At 45.5% G+C, this 15,766-nt stretch carries 12 protein-coding genes; 9 read left to right on the forward strand and 3 right to left on the reverse strand.

Annotated features, from left to right (window positions below):
* The first annotated feature begins 136 nt into the window (after positions 1 to 136).
* The 3 genes from pepT (at position 137) to HGH90_RS24720 (ending at position 2,593) form a co-directional block, all read left to right on the forward strand.
* On the forward strand, positions 137 to 1,384 hold the full coding sequence (pepT, locus tag HGH90_RS24710) for a peptidase T (RefSeq protein ID WP_168766390.1): 1,248 nt from the start codon (positions 137 to 139) through the stop codon (positions 1,382 to 1,384).
* Positions 1,385 to 1,469: 85 nt separating this feature from the next.
* Positions 1,470 to 2,186: a MotA/TolQ/ExbB proton channel family protein gene (locus HGH90_RS24715; RefSeq protein WP_168766391.1), complete on the forward strand. Its 717-nt coding sequence runs from the start codon at positions 1,470 to 1,472 to the stop codon at positions 2,184 to 2,186.
* Between the two features lie 11 nt (positions 2,187 to 2,197).
* Entirely contained in the window at positions 2,198 to 2,593 is a 396-nt protein-coding gene (locus tag HGH90_RS24720; RefSeq protein WP_169192093.1) for an ExbD/TolR family protein, read from the forward strand.
* A gap of 108 nt (positions 2,594 to 2,701) precedes the next feature.
* Here HGH90_RS24720 and prmC read toward each other — a convergent pair whose 3' ends face one another.
* Positions 2,702 to 3,559, reverse strand: a complete 858-nt coding sequence (gene prmC / locus HGH90_RS24725) for a peptide chain release factor N(5)-glutamine methyltransferase (protein ID WP_168766392.1) — start codon at positions 3,557 to 3,559, stop codon at positions 2,702 to 2,704.
* A 109-nt stretch (positions 3,560 to 3,668) separates the two neighbouring features.
* Here prmC and ribD point away from each other — a divergent pair, with 109 nt between their 5' ends.
* The 6 genes from ribD to HGH90_RS24755 all read left to right on the forward strand — a co-directional run bounded on the left by ribD (position 3,669) and on the right by HGH90_RS24755 (position 13,743).
* On the forward strand, positions 3,669 to 4,712 hold the full coding sequence (gene ribD, locus HGH90_RS24730) for a bifunctional diaminohydroxyphosphoribosylaminopyrimidine deaminase/5-amino-6-(5-phosphoribosylamino)uracil reductase RibD (RefSeq protein ID WP_168766393.1): 1,044 nt from the start codon (positions 3,669 to 3,671) through the stop codon (positions 4,710 to 4,712).
* A gap of 25 nt (positions 4,713 to 4,737) precedes the next feature.
* A complete protein-coding gene (locus HGH90_RS24735; protein WP_168766394.1) occupies positions 4,738 to 5,340 on the forward strand; it encodes an IMPACT family protein in 603 nt (200 codons plus the stop codon).
* Positions 5,341 to 5,624: 284 nt separating this feature from the next.
* A complete protein-coding gene (locus HGH90_RS24740) occupies positions 5,625 to 7,433 on the forward strand; it encodes a type VI secretion system Vgr family protein (protein WP_169192094.1) in 1,809 nt (602 codons plus the stop codon).
* A 17-nt stretch (positions 7,434 to 7,450) separates the two neighbouring features.
* A complete protein-coding gene (locus HGH90_RS24745; RefSeq protein ID WP_168766396.1) occupies positions 7,451 to 8,824 on the forward strand; it encodes a hypothetical protein in 1,374 nt (457 codons plus the stop codon).
* 39 nt (positions 8,825 to 8,863) lie between these two features.
* The gene (locus HGH90_RS24750) at positions 8,864 to 13,222 is read left to right on the forward strand and encodes a DUF6531 domain-containing protein (RefSeq protein WP_169192095.1); all 4,359 of its coding nucleotides are present in this window, start codon (positions 8,864 to 8,866) and stop codon (positions 13,220 to 13,222) included.
* 2 nt (positions 13,223 to 13,224) lie between these two features.
* Complete coding sequence (locus tag HGH90_RS24755; RefSeq protein ID WP_169192096.1) at positions 13,225 to 13,743, forward strand: hypothetical protein; 519 nt, start codon at positions 13,225 to 13,227, stop codon at positions 13,741 to 13,743.
* Positions 13,744 to 14,053: 310 nt separating this feature from the next.
* Here HGH90_RS24755 and HGH90_RS24760 read toward each other — a convergent pair whose 3' ends face one another.
* Together HGH90_RS24760 and HGH90_RS24765 are read right to left on the reverse strand one after the other, a co-directional pair.
* Positions 14,054 to 14,941: a 3-hydroxyacyl-CoA dehydrogenase family protein gene (locus tag HGH90_RS24760; protein WP_169192097.1), complete on the reverse strand. Its 888-nt coding sequence runs from the start codon at positions 14,939 to 14,941 to the stop codon at positions 14,054 to 14,056.
* A 60-nt stretch (positions 14,942 to 15,001) separates the two neighbouring features.
* The gene (locus HGH90_RS24765; protein WP_168766400.1) at positions 15,002 to 15,667 is read right to left on the reverse strand and encodes a carboxypeptidase-like regulatory domain-containing protein; all 666 of its coding nucleotides are present in this window, start codon (positions 15,665 to 15,667) and stop codon (positions 15,002 to 15,004) included.
* Between the last annotated feature and the right edge of the window lie 99 nt (positions 15,668 to 15,766).

Genomic DNA, 15,766 nt, shown 5'->3' on the forward strand with positions numbered 1-15,766 from the left:
TGAACATAAATTCAGTTTTTTGTATTAAAATTTTGCAATTATTTAGAATAAATTACTAAAATGAATATTATGAGCGGTGGTAAAACAGAATAATCTACGGTGGAGGTGTGAAGGTGATTTTCGTTACGTTTGCAATATGTTTACAAATTACTCATATACAGTCGATACACGCTTTATGCGTTATGCGCAAATAGATACGCAGTCAGATCCACTGAGTTCCACTTTTCCTACCACGGAAAAACAGAAGGATCTTTCCCGCCTGCTGGTAAAGGAATTACTGGAAATGGGCATCACAGATGCCGAATTAGACGAACATGGTTATGTATACGCTACCCTTCCTGCCAATACGGATAAGCAGGTGCCGGTGATTTGTTTCTGTTCACATGTCGACACTTCTTCCGATAGCAGTGGCACTGGGGTAAAACCCATTGTGCACCGGCAATATGATGGGGGGGATATTGTATTGCCCGATGATAAAAATGTGGTGATCCGTCCCCAGGAGCATCCTTACCTGGCCAGCAAAAAGGGGGATGATATCATTACCGCCAGCGGCACTACATTGCTGGGCGCCGATGATAAAGCCGGTGTGGCGGAAATCATGGATGCAGCACACTTTCTGGTTACCCATCCGGAAGTAAAGCACGGGGCTATCCGCATCCTGTTTACACCCGATGAGGAAGTTGGCCGTGGGGTAGAAAAAGTAGATATGAAGAAACTGGGTGCCAGCTTTGGTTATACCATGGATGGCGGAGAACTGGGTTCCCTGGAAGATGAGAACTTTTCCGCCGATGGCGCAAAAATAACGGTACATGGCATCAGCGCGCATCCCGGTGCAGCGAAGGATAAGCTGGTCAGCGCGATTAAAATAGCTGGTGAAATCGTAGATGCATTGCCGAAAGACAGTCTTTCTCCTGAAACCACGGAAGACCGGGAAGGCTTTATTCACCCGGTTCGTATACAGGGCACTGTAGAAAAGACGGAGATAGATTTTATTATCCGGGATTTTGAAACGGCGCAACTGGAAGCGCATGAAACATACCTGCGTCGCGTGATGGATAAGGTATTGGCAAAGCATCCGGGCGCCCGGGCTACGTTGAAAGTAACGGAACAGTATCGTAATATGAAGGAAGTACTGGTACATCATCCGGAGGTTACGGCTTATGCCGCGGAAGCTATGCGCCGTGCGGATGTACAGCCGCTGAGGATGAGCATCCGTGGCGGTACTGATGGTTCCCGCCTGTCTTTTATGGGCTTACCTTGTCCTAATATTTTTACCGGTGAAATGGCGCTTCACAGTAAGCAGGAGTATGTAAGTATCCAGGATATGAAGAAGGCCGTACAGACAATTGTGTATCTGGCACAGCTTTGGGAGGAGAAGGCATAAAATATTGCGAAGAACTTTCGCAAATATTTTACTACTTTAACCGTTTATATAGTGATCTACTTATGCACCCGTTAAAATATAGTTCATGTTGTTAGGTTTAATTACATTATTACAGGATTCTTTATTACAACCCAAAGCAGATACCGTGGCCCAGGGCATTGGCGCTGCTCCCGCTGCTACACCGCAAATACACCTGATAGATATGCTGATGAAGGGTGGTGTGCTGATGATTCCATTGGGGATACTTTCCCTGGTGGCGGTATATGTATTTGTGGAAAGGGCTATTACCATCAGTAAAGCCGGTAAGCTGCCTGATAACTTTATGCCGATGATCCGCGATCAGATTACCTCCGGTAATATGCAATCTGCCAGATCCCTGGCTAAAAACACCGCAGGGCCTATTGCCAGGATGATTGAGAAAGGGATTCAGCGTATTGGTAAGCCGATCGAGAATATTGAGAAATCTATGGAGAATGTGGGTAAACTGGAAATTTACGGCATGGAGAAAAACCTGGTTATCCTGTCTATTATTGCCGGGATTGCGCCTATGTTCGGATTCCTGGGTACCATTGCCGGTATGATCCAAACTTTCTTCAACATTTCTATTACCTCTGATATCACCCTGGGTACTATTGCCGGTGGTATTTATGTAAAGATGATCACTTCTGCATCTGGTCTGATTATCGGTATAGTGGCGTTTATCGGTTACAGCTACCTGAATGCGCAGATAGACAAGGTCGTAAACAAGATGGAGGGAGCTTCTGCTGAATTCATCGATATTTTGCAGGAACCAACCCGCTAAAACAACCACTCATGAATTTACGAAGGCGAAATAAGCGGCATGTGGAAATGCACAACTCTGCACTGAACGATATCCTGTTCATTCTGTTGTTGTTTTTCCTGATTGTTTCCACACTGGCCAATCCGAATGTTATCAAGCTGCTGTTGCCCAAGGCGAAGAGCAATACCAAGGCCAAACAAACCGTAGTGGTGAGCATCAACGACAAACGTGAATTTTTTGTGGGTACCAACAAAGTACCGTTTGATCACCTTAAACAGGCATTGGCGCCTTCTATAGTCAATGAAAAAATAGAGCCTACTATTGTGATCAACGCAGAGAAATCAGTACCGGTAGAAGATGTAGTGAATGTGATGGAAGTGGCCCGGGAAATGGGCGCCAAGGTAGTGTTGGCAACAGCACACAAATAGAGGCTGAAAGCATAAAGCGAAAAGCATAAAGCTATTGTGGAGAATGATCTTAGCGAATATTGTAAAATCGCTTTGGTCATTCTCCACAATAGCTTTATGCTTTTCGCTTTATGCTTTCAGCTTCCCCTTTACCATGCGGTCTTTCCCAAACATGTCCTGTTTCAGCGTTACCTCTTTAAATCCCAGTTCCTCCATTAATGCCACCACTTCTTTGCCCAGTGCTTCGTTGATTTCGAAGTAGAGCGCACCACCGGGAAGTAGCTTTTGTTTGGCCATCATGGAAATATGGCGGTAAAACAAGAGCGCATCGTTGTCGGGAACAAAGAGCGCGAGAGAGGGCTCATAGCCCCAAACCTGCTCCTGCATGGACTGTTGCTCACTTTGGGTAATATAGGGGGGATTGCTCACAATCAGGTCGAACGACGGCAAGGTGCTTACCTGTGCGGGATCCAGTGCATCCATCAATAAGAAATTTACCTCCAGCCGGAGACGGGAAGCATTGCTGCGAGCCACTTCCAGGGCACCTTCGCTCACATCCACCGCAGATACCTGTGCATCGGGTAATGATTTTTTCAGGGCCAGGGGAATACAACCGCTGCCTGTGCCTACATCCAGCAAATGAAGCCGGTGCCGGTGTGCGGTATCCTGTACTATCCACTCTACCAGTTCTTCCGTTTCCGGCCGGGGAATCAGCACGTTTTTATTGACCAGGAGCTCCATGCCATAAAACCAGCCGGTGCCGGTAATGTATTGTACGGGTTCCTGCCGTTGCAAGGCTTCTATCGCCGTTTTCAGACGTTGGTTCTGATCGGGGGAGAGCATTTTTGTTTTGTGAACAATACGATCCAGTTTGCTCATACCCGTTAGATACTCCATGATGATATGCGCTATACTGGCGGCTTCCCGCTCGTCGTATAATTCACTGATGGCACCTGTGATATAGGTAAAGGCAGTTTGTATAGTCAATATGAATAGTTTAAGGAATACGCCCGGAAAAACGCAAACCCGGGAAGCGGCGCATTTTCCATTGGCTAAAAACGATACTTTTGCAAAGTTATTATATCACCCTGGGATTATGGATAGCACATTAGATGAATTTTTTATGCAGCGGTGCCTGGAACTGGCCGCTATGGGAGCGGGTAGGGTAGCCCCTAACCCGATGGTAGGCGCGGTGCTGGTGCACCAGGGTCGCATCATTGGTGAAGGATACCATCAACAGTATGGACAGGCGCATGCGGAAGTGAATTGTGTGCACAGCGTTGCAGAAGTTGACCGGACACTGATTCCGCGGGCTACCATGTATGTGAGCCTGGAACCCTGTGCCCATCATGGTAAAACGCCTCCCTGCGCCGACCTGATTGTATCGCAGGGCATTCCATCCGTAGTAATCGGTTGTGTAGACACCTTTTCGGCTGTTGCAGGGAAAGGTATTGACAAATTGAAAAAAGCAGGCGTTACCGTAAAAACAGGGGTACTGGAAAAGGCCTGCCGTGCTATAAACCGGCGTTTTTTCACTTTCCATGAGCAGCAACGCCCCTATATCGTCCTGAAATGGGCACAAACCAGCAATGGCTTGGTAGCGGGCGCCGATGGCGCACCAGTGAAGATATCCAATCAATATAGCAATCGCCTGGTGCATAAATGGCGCAGCGAAGAAATGGGGATACTGGTAGGTACCCGGACTGCGATGATAGACAATCCCCGGTTGAATAACCGGCTGTGGACCGGCAAAGACCCGGTACGGCTGGTAATTGACCGGGAGCTGAAAATACCTCGCACCCATCACCTCTGGGATGGCAGTATTCCGACGATTTTTGTTACTGCCGCTGCGGCCGATACGCATGGCCTTACGGAAACCATGCAGGTGGATTTCCGGGAATCGCTGCTGCCCCAGCTGCTGCAACAGTTGCACCAGCGGCAGCTGCAAAGCATCCTGGTGGAGGGCGGGCCCTATATCCTGCAACAGTTTATCGACGCCGGTTTATGGGATGAAGCCCGTATTATTACCGGCGCACATAGCCTGCCGCAGGGATTGGCAGCGCCGGTGCTTACCCGCGGGATGCGGCAACAGACCCTGCTCCTGGCTGGCGATCGTATTGATTTTTATCGTTATGTGTAGGTTTTAGAAGTATTAAATTTTATTGATGGAGGTTTATTTTACAATAGATAAAACAGCAGTAGCAGAATTCAAAGACAGGGGCAGCAAATTTCTGGCATATGCCTTCCCTGTTAAAACAACGGAAGCTGTGAAAGAATGCCTGGCGGAAGTGAAAAAAGAACATCCCAAAGCCACCCACCACTGTTATGCCTATCGCCTGGGCACCGAAGGGTTGCAATTTAGAGCCGCCGATGATGGCGAACCGTCAGGATCGGCTGGAAAGCCTATCCTCGGACAGATCGACAGCAAACAGATTACCGATGTGCTGATCGTAGTGGTGCGATATTTTGGTGGCAGCCTGCTGGGTGTGCCCGGTTTAATTAATGCCTATAAGATGAGCGCTGCGCTCGTTTTACAATTGATTCCCGTTATCCAGAAAAATATTGAAGCAAGGTATCATCTCAGCTTCGACTATACTATCATGAATGATGTAATGATGGTAGTAAAACAACATAACTGCACGGTAATTTCCCAGGAACTGCAATTATTTTGCGAAATGGAAATAGGTGTGCCTAAATCAACGGAAGAGCTGTGCCTGCTACGACTGAACGATATATATGGATTGGTCGTGAAGAAAGTGAAAGGATAAACCGATATGGATGATCCTGTTTACATATCCATGTTGCAACAGGAAGATAGGAATCCGTACCTCGCAGGATCATCCAGCCCTGGAAGGGAATTAAGTTTTTTTCTGCATTCATGTAAAATTGATATTGCCTTAATATAATTTCCTTAAATTTAGTTTTGTTAACTGGTCACTAAATAGCCCGTTTTATTGACGTTGTTCTAAAGAAGCAATTGCCGCAAATGCAATGCGCTTCTACCCGATTTTAAGGCATGAAACCGTATTTTTATTAAAAGCCCCCTTTGTATATGTTACATACCATTACCACCGTATCTATCGCTGACAAACAGTTTAAGCAATTCCATTCGCTCCGCCTGGAACAACCGTTACAGGGGCATCATCATTTCGAATTGAAAATAGGATACGATTGGTTACAGGAGCTCGGTCCCGGTATTGTATCCGCTACCAAGGCGTTCCTGGGAAAAGAAGTAAGTATTACCATCCAGCCTTACGAGCCGTTGCAGCATTATGAACCGCTGGTGTTTAACGGCATTGTCATGTCGGTGAGCTCCGGTAAGGAAAGCGATGGCACGCATGGTTTTTGCGTTATCCGTGGATATAGTCCCACTATGTTATTGAATAATGATTTGCATATACAGTCATTTGAGAACCAGGATCTCAGTTCCATTGTCCATACCGCGCTAAAAGCTTGCGGGCCTTATATTTCACGACCATTGGTAGAGCCGAATACCAGCGCTTCGCTGAAGTATATTGTGCAGTATAAAGAAACCTCTTTTGATTTTCTGCAACGGATGTCAGAACGTTTTGGAGAATGGTTTTTTTATAATGGGCAACAGGTTGTGTTTGGTAAATATCAGCCCAGGGATATTTCGTTGGTACACCTGGTAGATCTGATGAGCTTTGACTTGGAAATGAAGGTAGCGCCTAATAATCAACACTTGAATGGTTATGATTACCGCAGTAATAAAGTAGTAGATAATACCACATTGGCGCAACCATCGGGCAAGGTAGATGATTATACCCAACATGTGCAGGGAGTAAGCGAGAAGCTTTACAGCAATACTTCCTTGTATAAAATGAATCATGCTTTTACCAGCAACGCTAAAGCAGAACTGGATACGCTGGTGACCCGCCAGAAGAAGGGGCGGATGGCATCTATGGTACAGTTGAAGGGAAGCAGCCGGCATACGGCTTTGCGGGTGGGAGATCATATTTCTATCAAAGAAAATGTATATGCAAAAGATGACCATGGCAAGTTCATGATCTGGGGCTTGACCCATCATGTAACTGGTAATGGCGATTATTATAATGAGTTTGAAGGGATCCCGGCGGATGCAGCAGCACCGCCGGTAAACCTGGAAAATATTCCCAGCTGTGAGGCCCAGAGCGCCGTTGTAGTGGATAATCACGATCCGAAAGATCTCGGTCGTGTGAAAGCACGTTTTAAATGGCAGCAACAAGGTACTACGCCCTGGATGAGAGTACTTTCTCCCCACGGTGGCGGTAGTAAAGGCATGTATATGATCCCTGAAAAAGGAGAGGAAATTGTGGTGGATTTTGAAGGTGGAAACCCCGAACTGCCTTATGTATTAGGGACTACGTATAATGGCGAGGGTAAGTCCGGCTTTGGTACGGCCGCCAATGATATGAAAGCCATCCGTACCCGCAGCGGCATTTCTATTTTGCTGAATGATGCCCAAGGCAGCGTCACCATTGAAGATCCCAGTGGTAATAAAGTATTTATGGATGGAAAGGAACATATTTCCATCTCTTCAAAAACAAAAATCTCCATTTCTTCCAAAGAAATTGAAATTAGCTCTGAGACTTTTAGCATGACAGCATCAAAAACCGGTAGCATCATCGCAACAAAAGATCTGCATGTGGAAGGTACGGAATCAGCGGTGGTAAAAGGAAAAGATACACTGGTCAAAGCAGATAGCTCACTTTCCATGCTGACAAAAGAATTTCTCGCACAGGGTAGTACTACCGCTCATGTGATGGGAGATTCTGTAACGATGACCGGTAAAAAAGATCTCTCCGTGAATAGCCCTGCTGATATAATGGTTTCCGGCGGACTCGTTAAAATTAATTCCTGATCCCTTAAAATTGATATATGACAACCTCACCATCTATTGGGCAGGAGTTCTATAAAGTAAGGGAAACATGGGCTGCTGCTGATCAGAATAAACAATGGAAACTGGCACTGTGGCTAGTACAGTATGCAGATGTGGATATTATTGATAAATTCCTGGAAACAGAACGTACTGCCATTGGTATTTTTAAAGAGATATTTTTTCGTTTTGATACCCCTTACAGCGAGGATCATGAAGCATATGAACAAGCACTGTGGCAGGAATACCTGGATTGGTTTAAACCCATACCGCGAGAGGAATACGATATTTATGGTGCACTGAAAAAAGATCGTTTGTTAAAAGAAGATTATCAGCCGGATCTTAGTCTCCCTCCCTGCGTACAAAGTATCTGGACAGAACTATTACGGTTTAAATCGCTTATCATTGGTTTGGAAGACGTAGGCTGTTGCATTTATTTTCCACCATTAAGGCCTGATCAGGCACATGGTGGCGAATGGTTAGCCTCCGTACTGAAAAAAGGGTTACCGGATGGTATCCGCCTGGTGACGATTGACGTGATTACCAATCCTGTTATTGCCATCGCCCGAAAAATACCAGCGGAACAGGTACTCATTTTACAGCCCTCACTGAATATGGTGGGCGCCGTGAAAAATGAGATGGACAAAGGGGGCGGCAATTCTGATAATGTCAGTGTTGACGCGCGTTTTCGTGCACAGATCCGTAAAGTGCTGGACTGCACCACCCAGGCAGATGCCGGCGTGATGGATTATGAAGTAACGATCTTGCTTTCTCTCTGTAAAAAAATGGGTGGCGTCAGTTATATGGTATCTGGCTATATGATTGCGGCGCAGGCTTACTTTATGATCCGGGAACAAAATAAGAGTAGCAGCTATGCTGATAAAGCGATCACACAGTCCAGGCAACTTATGGATGCGGAGGATCCCGCCGGCTATCCTACCTGGAAATCTTGTGTGATGATCAAAGCAGCAATCCTCGTAGGCAAAAGGAAGCGTAAACAAGCCATCGCATTATATGAAGCACTGGCCTATGAAGGCGCCAACAGAGGTGATGCGTTTATGATCCTGGAAGGCAACCGGCTTTGCGGGCATCTGTATTATGAACTGGGGCAGCTGAATCTGGCTTTTGAACATCTGCTGTTGGCGCTCACCGGCGGTAGCTACCTGGAACTGGAAGTAAGACGACAATCTACTTTTCTGCATGCTGCCGCGATGTCTGTACAGCTCTGCGAAAAAATAAGAGGACAGGAAGACGGGAAAATATTGCAAGATCAATTACACGAATTACTGGGAGACGACTGGGCGGCACTGTTGCAGACAGAAGGCCTGGACAACGCTATGGTAAGGCGTAAAGCCACATTGTTTGAATTTAACTAACATACTGATCTCTTAACAGAGATTAAAATAAACCATATCATGGCTGGAGAAAATAAAGGCTTTGGTGCTTTATTCGCAGAAAAGAAAAATTCGCTGGATCATATTCAGAAAGGGATGGCGAGCGTATTGCCTTCCTTTCCGGGAATGCCTGCGGCCAAATATTTCGACCTGGGTATCGGTATAGATTTTCATGACTCCGTTTTTCCTCCTTCACCTTTGCTGCCGGTTCCTCATATAGGGATGATTTTTGATATTATGGGCGCTATTATGAGCGCAATTGCCAGTGTGGTACCACGGCCACCAGAGCCACCGGAACCTGAAGATGGAAAAGAGCCGCCGCCGCAACCCTTCTCCCTGGCAGCTACTGCGCAGATGTTGATACATGCGTTAAGTCCTTCTGTAAAAGTGCATAACCAATGGATCGCTAATGCGGGTACGACCATTTTTCATTTGCCTGCGTTCATTGCGCATCTGCCGTTTCCTATTATAAAGCCCAAGGCAGCCTCTGAAATGTGGATGGGCAGTTCCACCGTATTGGCTGATGGTGGCCCTTTCTCTACACAGTTTCATCCGGCCCTGTCATGTAATCTAGTGGGATTGCCATCGCCTCCCCGGTTGAATAAAAAGAGCACGGCAATGGCGCTGATGGCGCCTACTTCTGTATTATTGATCATGACGTCCGCCGGCAAACCGGTGCTGGTAGGTGGTCCTCCTACGATAGATCTGTTTCAGCTGATGTTTAAGCTAGGCATGAAAGGGCTGTCGAAGGCCGCAGGCGCGGTATTGCAGAAAGTGATTGATAAAATAAAAAGCCGCTTTCCCAAGCTGGCAGAGATCCTGCAGCATATCAAGTGTAAAGGTTTTGGTGAGCCGGTGGATGCAGTGACCGGAAGAGTATTTTCTTCCAATGTGGATTTCGAATTGCCTGGCCCGATTCCGTTGGTATGGGAACGTACTTACTACAGTGATGCGGCTGTACCCGGGCCATTGGGTTATAATTGGCATCACCCCTATAACATGAGCTTATATGATCTGAACAACGGATATTTCAGCATTCGTTTATCGGATGGGCGGGAAACGGTTATGCCGGCATTGGCCAATGGTGGCACGTATTATAACAGAATAGAACATCTATGGTGGCAACGGGATAATAGTGGCTATTATTTGAAAGATGGAGGCGGACGCCTTTATCGTTTTGCTGCCAGACCTGCGCCAGACGGGAGTTGTATGTTGTCTGAAATCAGTGATGCCGCTGGTTTCCGTATCCGGTTCCAGTATAACGGTAACGGCCATCTGGAAAAAATCATTGATAGCGGCAACCGTTTACTTGTCATTACCAATGATGATAAGGGGCGCATCGAAAAGATTCATACCCGGAATGGCGCCAGTACTATTCCGTTGGTGCGTTACAGTTATGATGAAGATGGAAACCTGTGTAGCACTACCAATGCACTGGATGTCAGTAAGTATTTTTTCTATCAGGAGCATCTGTTGGTAAAACTGACCAACCAAAGTGGTGGCAGCTTTTACTGGGAATATGAAGGTAAGGGAGATGATGCACGTTGTATTCATACTTGGGGAGACGGTGGTGTGCTGGAGTATCATGCAAGATATGAAGACGGAAAAACCAGTGTTACCAATAGTCTTGGCTATACTACGGAATATTTTTATGATGAACGGCATCTCATTTATAAAATTATTGATGGCAATGGTGGTGTTACGTTGCAGGAGTATAATAGCTATGAGGAGCTAGAAGTGGTGGTGGATGCTGCAGGTAATACGACAAAAACTATTTATGATGATTATGGTTGTGCCATAAAGGAGATTAACGGTAATGGAGAGGCGATTAGCTATGCTTATGATGAAGAGCAACGCCTCACGATGGTTCATAGTGCCGGTGGAAGAAGGATCAGGTGGAGGTATAATGAACAGGGCCTATTGGATAAAAAGACCTATGCCAATGGGAATAGCTTACGATATTATTACAACGGACCTTGTCTTACGCGGCTTGTTCATAGTAGCGGGCGGACTTTCGAGATGACCTATGATGAGCAGTATAATCTGATCCATATGCAGATGCCTGGTGGGGCAAAGCAGTATTGGGAATATGATGAACTGGGCCAACTGACAAAAGAAACTACTGCAACAGGTTACTGGTATGCATATACGTATGATGCTGCCGGAAATATGATCCGCATGGAGGAAGCGGATAGCACCGTTAATATATTCGCTTATGATGCCGCCGATAATATTATATCCGCCAGAGATGGGCGTCGGGAAGTAGATTTTACTTATGGTCCGCTGGGGATTTTGACTGGAAGGAAGCAACATGGGGTGCAGGTACGTTTCAACTACGATACAGAACAGCAGTTACGCACCATCGTTAATGAAGGAGGAGAGTTATATCGGTTTGAACCCGATGCGAACGGTAACATCATCCAGGAATGGGGTTTTGATGGTATCCACAGAAAGTATGAGCGTGATGGTGCAGGACGTGTAAAAAAAGTATTACGCCCAGGGAATCGTTGGACGCAGTATGATTATGATGGCGTTGGTAACGTAGTGAGAGAAGAATATCATGATGGATATGTTGCAGCCTATGGTTATGATAAAGATGGGATGCTGACAGGCGCCTTCAATGAAGAAGGCGAAATTACGATTCAGTATGACTCCGCAGGCCGCGTAATAAAGGAAATACAGGGAGCGCATACGGTTAGCCTGGAATATGATGAGAACGGTGAAAATTGCCTGATAGGTAGTAGTCTCGGGGCGTCGGTTAAGATGGAATACAGCGCAGCAGGGTTTGTAGAGAAAATGAAGGCTGCCAATGGCGCTTCTGGTGACTGGGAAGCTCAATGGGAGCGTAATAACATGGGACTGGAGCTGGGAAGAATGCTTTCCGGCGGCGTTAATGTACAAACGCAGCGGGATAAAAAAGGCAGAATAATTAGGCAATCTATAGGCGTACATAAAGTAGAGCAACGCCGCACCCGATATGAATGGGGACGTAGCAGCCAATTGCGCCGGATGATCAATGAGTTGAGTGGTACCCAAACGCAGTTTGATTATGACGAATTTGATAACCTGGCTAGTGCTACCTATACGGCAGATGGAAGTGCGGCTACCACCATTTACAGGGTACCTGATAAATTAGGTAATCTTTTCAATACCCCGGCGCGGAAAGATCGTGTCTATGGTAAAGGGGGACGCTTACTGGAATGCCCGGATTATTATTATCACTATGATGAGGAAGGTAACCTGATATTTAAAGAATTTAAACATAATACACATGCTAATGCTGAGAATAAACAACGTTATACCAAGGCGCTGAAAATAGCTGCCAGAGGCAGTCACACAGGGTGGATATACGATTGGAAGGCAAATGGATTATTGCATCAGGTCATTACGCCTGTCGGCAATGAAATTATATTCAGCTATGATCCGCTGGGCCGGCGCATTGCGAAAGTCAATAAGCGCAAAGAACAAGTGACCCGCTGGTTGTGGAATGGTAATGTGCCCTTGCATGAATGGCAGTACAGCGGTGATTATCCACCACATCTGAAAGCTGTGACAGATGGTGAATTACAGCAAGGAGAAGAATCTGTAGAAAATCTGATCACCTGGGTTTTTGAGGAAGATTCATTTATTCCCTGCGCCAAATTGCAGGATGATCAAACCTATAGTATTATTGCGGACCATCTTGGCACCCCTACACATGCGTATGATAGCTCCGGGAATAAAGTATGGGAACGTGAATTGGATTGTTATGGAAAAGTAAGACATCTACATGGGGATAAAGCATTTTGTAATTATCTTTATCAGGGGCAATATGCAGATGGGGAAACAGGGTTATGTTACAACCGGTTCCGGTATTATGATGCAGAGACAGGGGGATATTTAAGCCAGGATCCGATTGGGTTGAATGGAGGCATGCGGCTTTATGGATATGTGGATGATCCAAATAGCTTGGTAGATGTATGGGGACTTGCTGGTCAGAGATGGGCGAGCAAAACCAAAAAAGATGGTACGCCTTATTCAAAACCAGGTCCAAAAACAGATCCAAATGGCCCTCACAACACTACTATTCGGGAATGGGGTGATGAAGTGGAAAGGAATGGCGGTAGAGTATTGAATGGAGGAGGAAGAGAGGGGGAAAGATTCTTCCCGACACCAAATGGTAGAAGGGCGGGTAGAAGGCCAGATATTATTTGGAGAGATGCTGATGGAAAAGTACATTGGGGAAATGTCGGAAAATCTGGTGTGAAAGGTAAAGCCATTCCGAGAGAAATTGAGGCTATGCAAGATCTTAACGCTATAAGACACCAAAATGGAGTGAGAGATAGAGTTGAATTCAGATCCTATAATCACCCTGAGCAGAACACTAAAAAACATCACTAGAAATGCAGATAAATGTTGTAATGACAAGAGAGTCGTTGAAGACATCAATAAATCAATTTTTGGAGGAAAATCATCTCATTTTCTTTTATGAAGATGCAACAAGAAAACTTCATATATCTACTCATATTGTTGATGACATGTTTAATACCCGCGATTTTATGATCTATATTGGGAATGAACAGGTATATAAAGACAGGATTTTGAGTTTGGATAGAAGGCCTGCATCAACAGATAAAATTGATTTTATCTATCTATACGCTGAGTTGTATCCAAATGAAATTAAGATCACGGATACTGTTTTTTCCTGGAATACGAAAAGCGCCTCTGCCGGGAAAAATGGTAAACTGTTGAAGGCTTTTTTTGATAAGAAATTTCATAAAGGCATGCAATCAGCGGATGAAAGATATTCATCACTGAATAAGTCATTACTACAATATTATTGGTCTGACGATATTACCAGGTTTAGTGACAAGATATTTAATACTGGAGGAGTAGTAAAGATTACGCCGATGTCAAAGTAAGTAGCTACAGTATTGACAAAATAATTATCTGTAGATGGAAAAATATAAAGTGGACTATAGTGAAACGGCAGATTTTAGGGGAATAAGAATATAAATCAGTTGGAGATAACATGGGGAATTTTTATTTTTTTGCTACAGCAGGCAACGATTTAAGTCCCATGTTGTATCTACCCAAAATAGAAAAATTGTCGTTTTACCCGAAAAAAAAGAAATATTCCCGCACTATGGAAGAACTGAATAATATACTGGAGCAAAAATAATATACATACAACGGGAATGACGATGCTCCCCGTTGTATGAGTCTGAAATGCTACGCAAATCGTTCACTTACCACTAGGTCTTTACTACCAGCTGTGTATTTATAAAACCCTTCGCCGCTTTTTACGCCGAGGTAGCCTGCGGTCACCATATTTACCAGCAGCGGGCAAGGCGCATATTTAGGATTGCCAAAACCATCGTGCAATACCTGCAAAATAGACAGGCAAACATCGAGTCCTATGAAATCGGCCAGCTGTAAGGGCCCCATGGGATGTGCCATTCCTAGTTTCATCACCGTATCAATTTCTGCAACACCGGCTACTCCTTCAAAGAGGGAGCAGATCGCTTCGTTAATCATCGGCATGAGAATGCGGTTGGCAATAAAGCCGGGGTAGTCGTTTACCACGCAGGGCACTTTATCCAGTTTTTCGGACAAGGTCACAATAGCGCTGGTAACGGCTTTATCGGTAGCATACCCATTGATGATCTCTACCAGTTTCATTACTGGTACCGGATTCATGAAGTGCATGCCTATTACTTTGGCCGGCCGTTTAGTGACTGCGGCAATTTTGGTGATGGAGATAGAAGATGTGTTGGTGGCCAGGATAGCATCGGCAGGTGCGTGCTGATCTAGGTCCTGGAATATTTTCAGCTTCAGGGCAATGTTTTCTGTTGCTGCCTCTACTACCAGCGATACGTCTTTTACGCCGGTGGCGAGATTGGTATGCAGGGTAATATTGCTGATAGTCTGGTCTTTGATGTCAGGGGTGATAGTGCCCTTGGCAACTTGCCTGTCGAGGTTTTTGGTGATCGTTTGCAGGGCTTTTTCCAGTGCCGGGGCCGCAACGTCTATCAGGTTTACGGCGTAGCCGTGTTGAGCAAATACGTGGGCAATACCATTTCCCATGGTACCCGCGCCAATGACCGCAATTTTTTGCATGGTGTAGTGATTTGTCAAAAATGAATAAGCCACTAATTTAAAGAAAATTGGGGTTACGTATTAATCTCCGTAACTCTCATCTTTTCTTTTAAAGTCGCCACGTTTCCAGGCCTGTATAAACTGGGCCCAGGCAAGCGGGTTAAAGATATTTTGTGGAGGGGGCTGACCGGCATAGTAGAGATTCTGTGCCTGTTTGTTGAAATACTGGTTCACGCCTTCCCGGCCATCGACTGGCAGGAAGCGGGCCATGGCCCTTAACCGGGCATTGCTGGTATTTTTTCGGGCTACTTCATAGGCATCATCGGGGATGTCCATATTGGCGAAAGCCCGTTCAAATTCTTCCCTGGAAAGATAAGGTTTGATGATGGTCACCGGCAAATAAGTAGTATCTTCTACCAGTAGTTGTATCAGGGAGAAGCTATTGCCTTTGATACCGGGTGGTACCCGGTAGTTTTTATGTTTAAAACCTACGGCGCTGAAAGAGAGGGTATCTCCTTTAAACACCACGATGGAGAAAATACCGCTCCGGTTGGAAATAGTACCTCTGCCCTGGCCTCTTACCATAATACTTACGGCTGGAATGGCACGTAAGCTGTCGGCAGTCATGGTAATACCTGAAATCTGTATAACGCTGTCTCTGAATTCCGCGATCTGCGCTTTCAGCAGGAAAGGAGACAATAGGAAAACAACTAAAAGTGACAGTATGTAGGATCTTTTCTGATGCATGCCGGTCCTAAGATATAAAAATTTATTTACGTGTCTATATGCAGTTGATCAGCTGCACCAGATTGAAATTGTAAATTAAAACCCAATTGGGTTAACTTT

The sequence above is a fragment of the Chitinophaga sp. Ak27 genome (assembly GCF_012726295.1).
In the GTDB taxonomy this organism is placed as follows: domain Bacteria; phylum Bacteroidota; class Bacteroidia; order Chitinophagales; family Chitinophagaceae; genus Chitinophaga.

Bases quoted from the DNA above. Each gene is read 5' to 3' on its own strand.
- pepT (WP_168766390.1), top strand. From the start codon at position 137: ATGTTTACAAATTACTCATATACAGTCGATACACGCTTTATGCGTTAT.
- HGH90_RS24715 (WP_168766391.1), top strand. From the start codon at position 1,470: ATGTTGTTAGGTTTAATTACATTATTACAGGATTCTTTATTACAACCC.
- HGH90_RS24720 (WP_169192093.1), top strand. From the start codon at position 2,198: ATGAATTTACGAAGGCGAAATAAGCGGCATGTGGAAATGCACAACTCT.
- ribD (WP_168766393.1), top strand. From the start codon at position 3,669: ATGGATAGCACATTAGATGAATTTTTTATGCAGCGGTGCCTGGAACTG.
- HGH90_RS24735 (WP_168766394.1), top strand. From the start codon at position 4,738: ATGGAGGTTTATTTTACAATAGATAAAACAGCAGTAGCAGAATTCAAA.
- HGH90_RS24740 (WP_169192094.1), top strand. From the start codon at position 5,625: ATGTTACATACCATTACCACCGTATCTATCGCTGACAAACAGTTTAAG.
- HGH90_RS24745 (WP_168766396.1), top strand. From the start codon at position 7,451: ATGACAACCTCACCATCTATTGGGCAGGAGTTCTATAAAGTAAGGGAA.
- HGH90_RS24750 (WP_169192095.1), top strand. From the start codon at position 8,864: ATGGCTGGAGAAAATAAAGGCTTTGGTGCTTTATTCGCAGAAAAGAAA.
- HGH90_RS24755 (WP_169192096.1), top strand. From the start codon at position 13,225: ATGCAGATAAATGTTGTAATGACAAGAGAGTCGTTGAAGACATCAATA.
- HGH90_RS24760 (WP_169192097.1), bottom strand. From the start codon at position 14,941: ATGCAAAAAATTGCGGTCATTGGCGCGGGTACCATGGGAAATGGTATT.
- HGH90_RS24765 (WP_168766400.1), bottom strand. From the start codon at position 15,667: ATGCATCAGAAAAGATCCTACATACTGTCACTTTTAGTTGTTTTCCTA.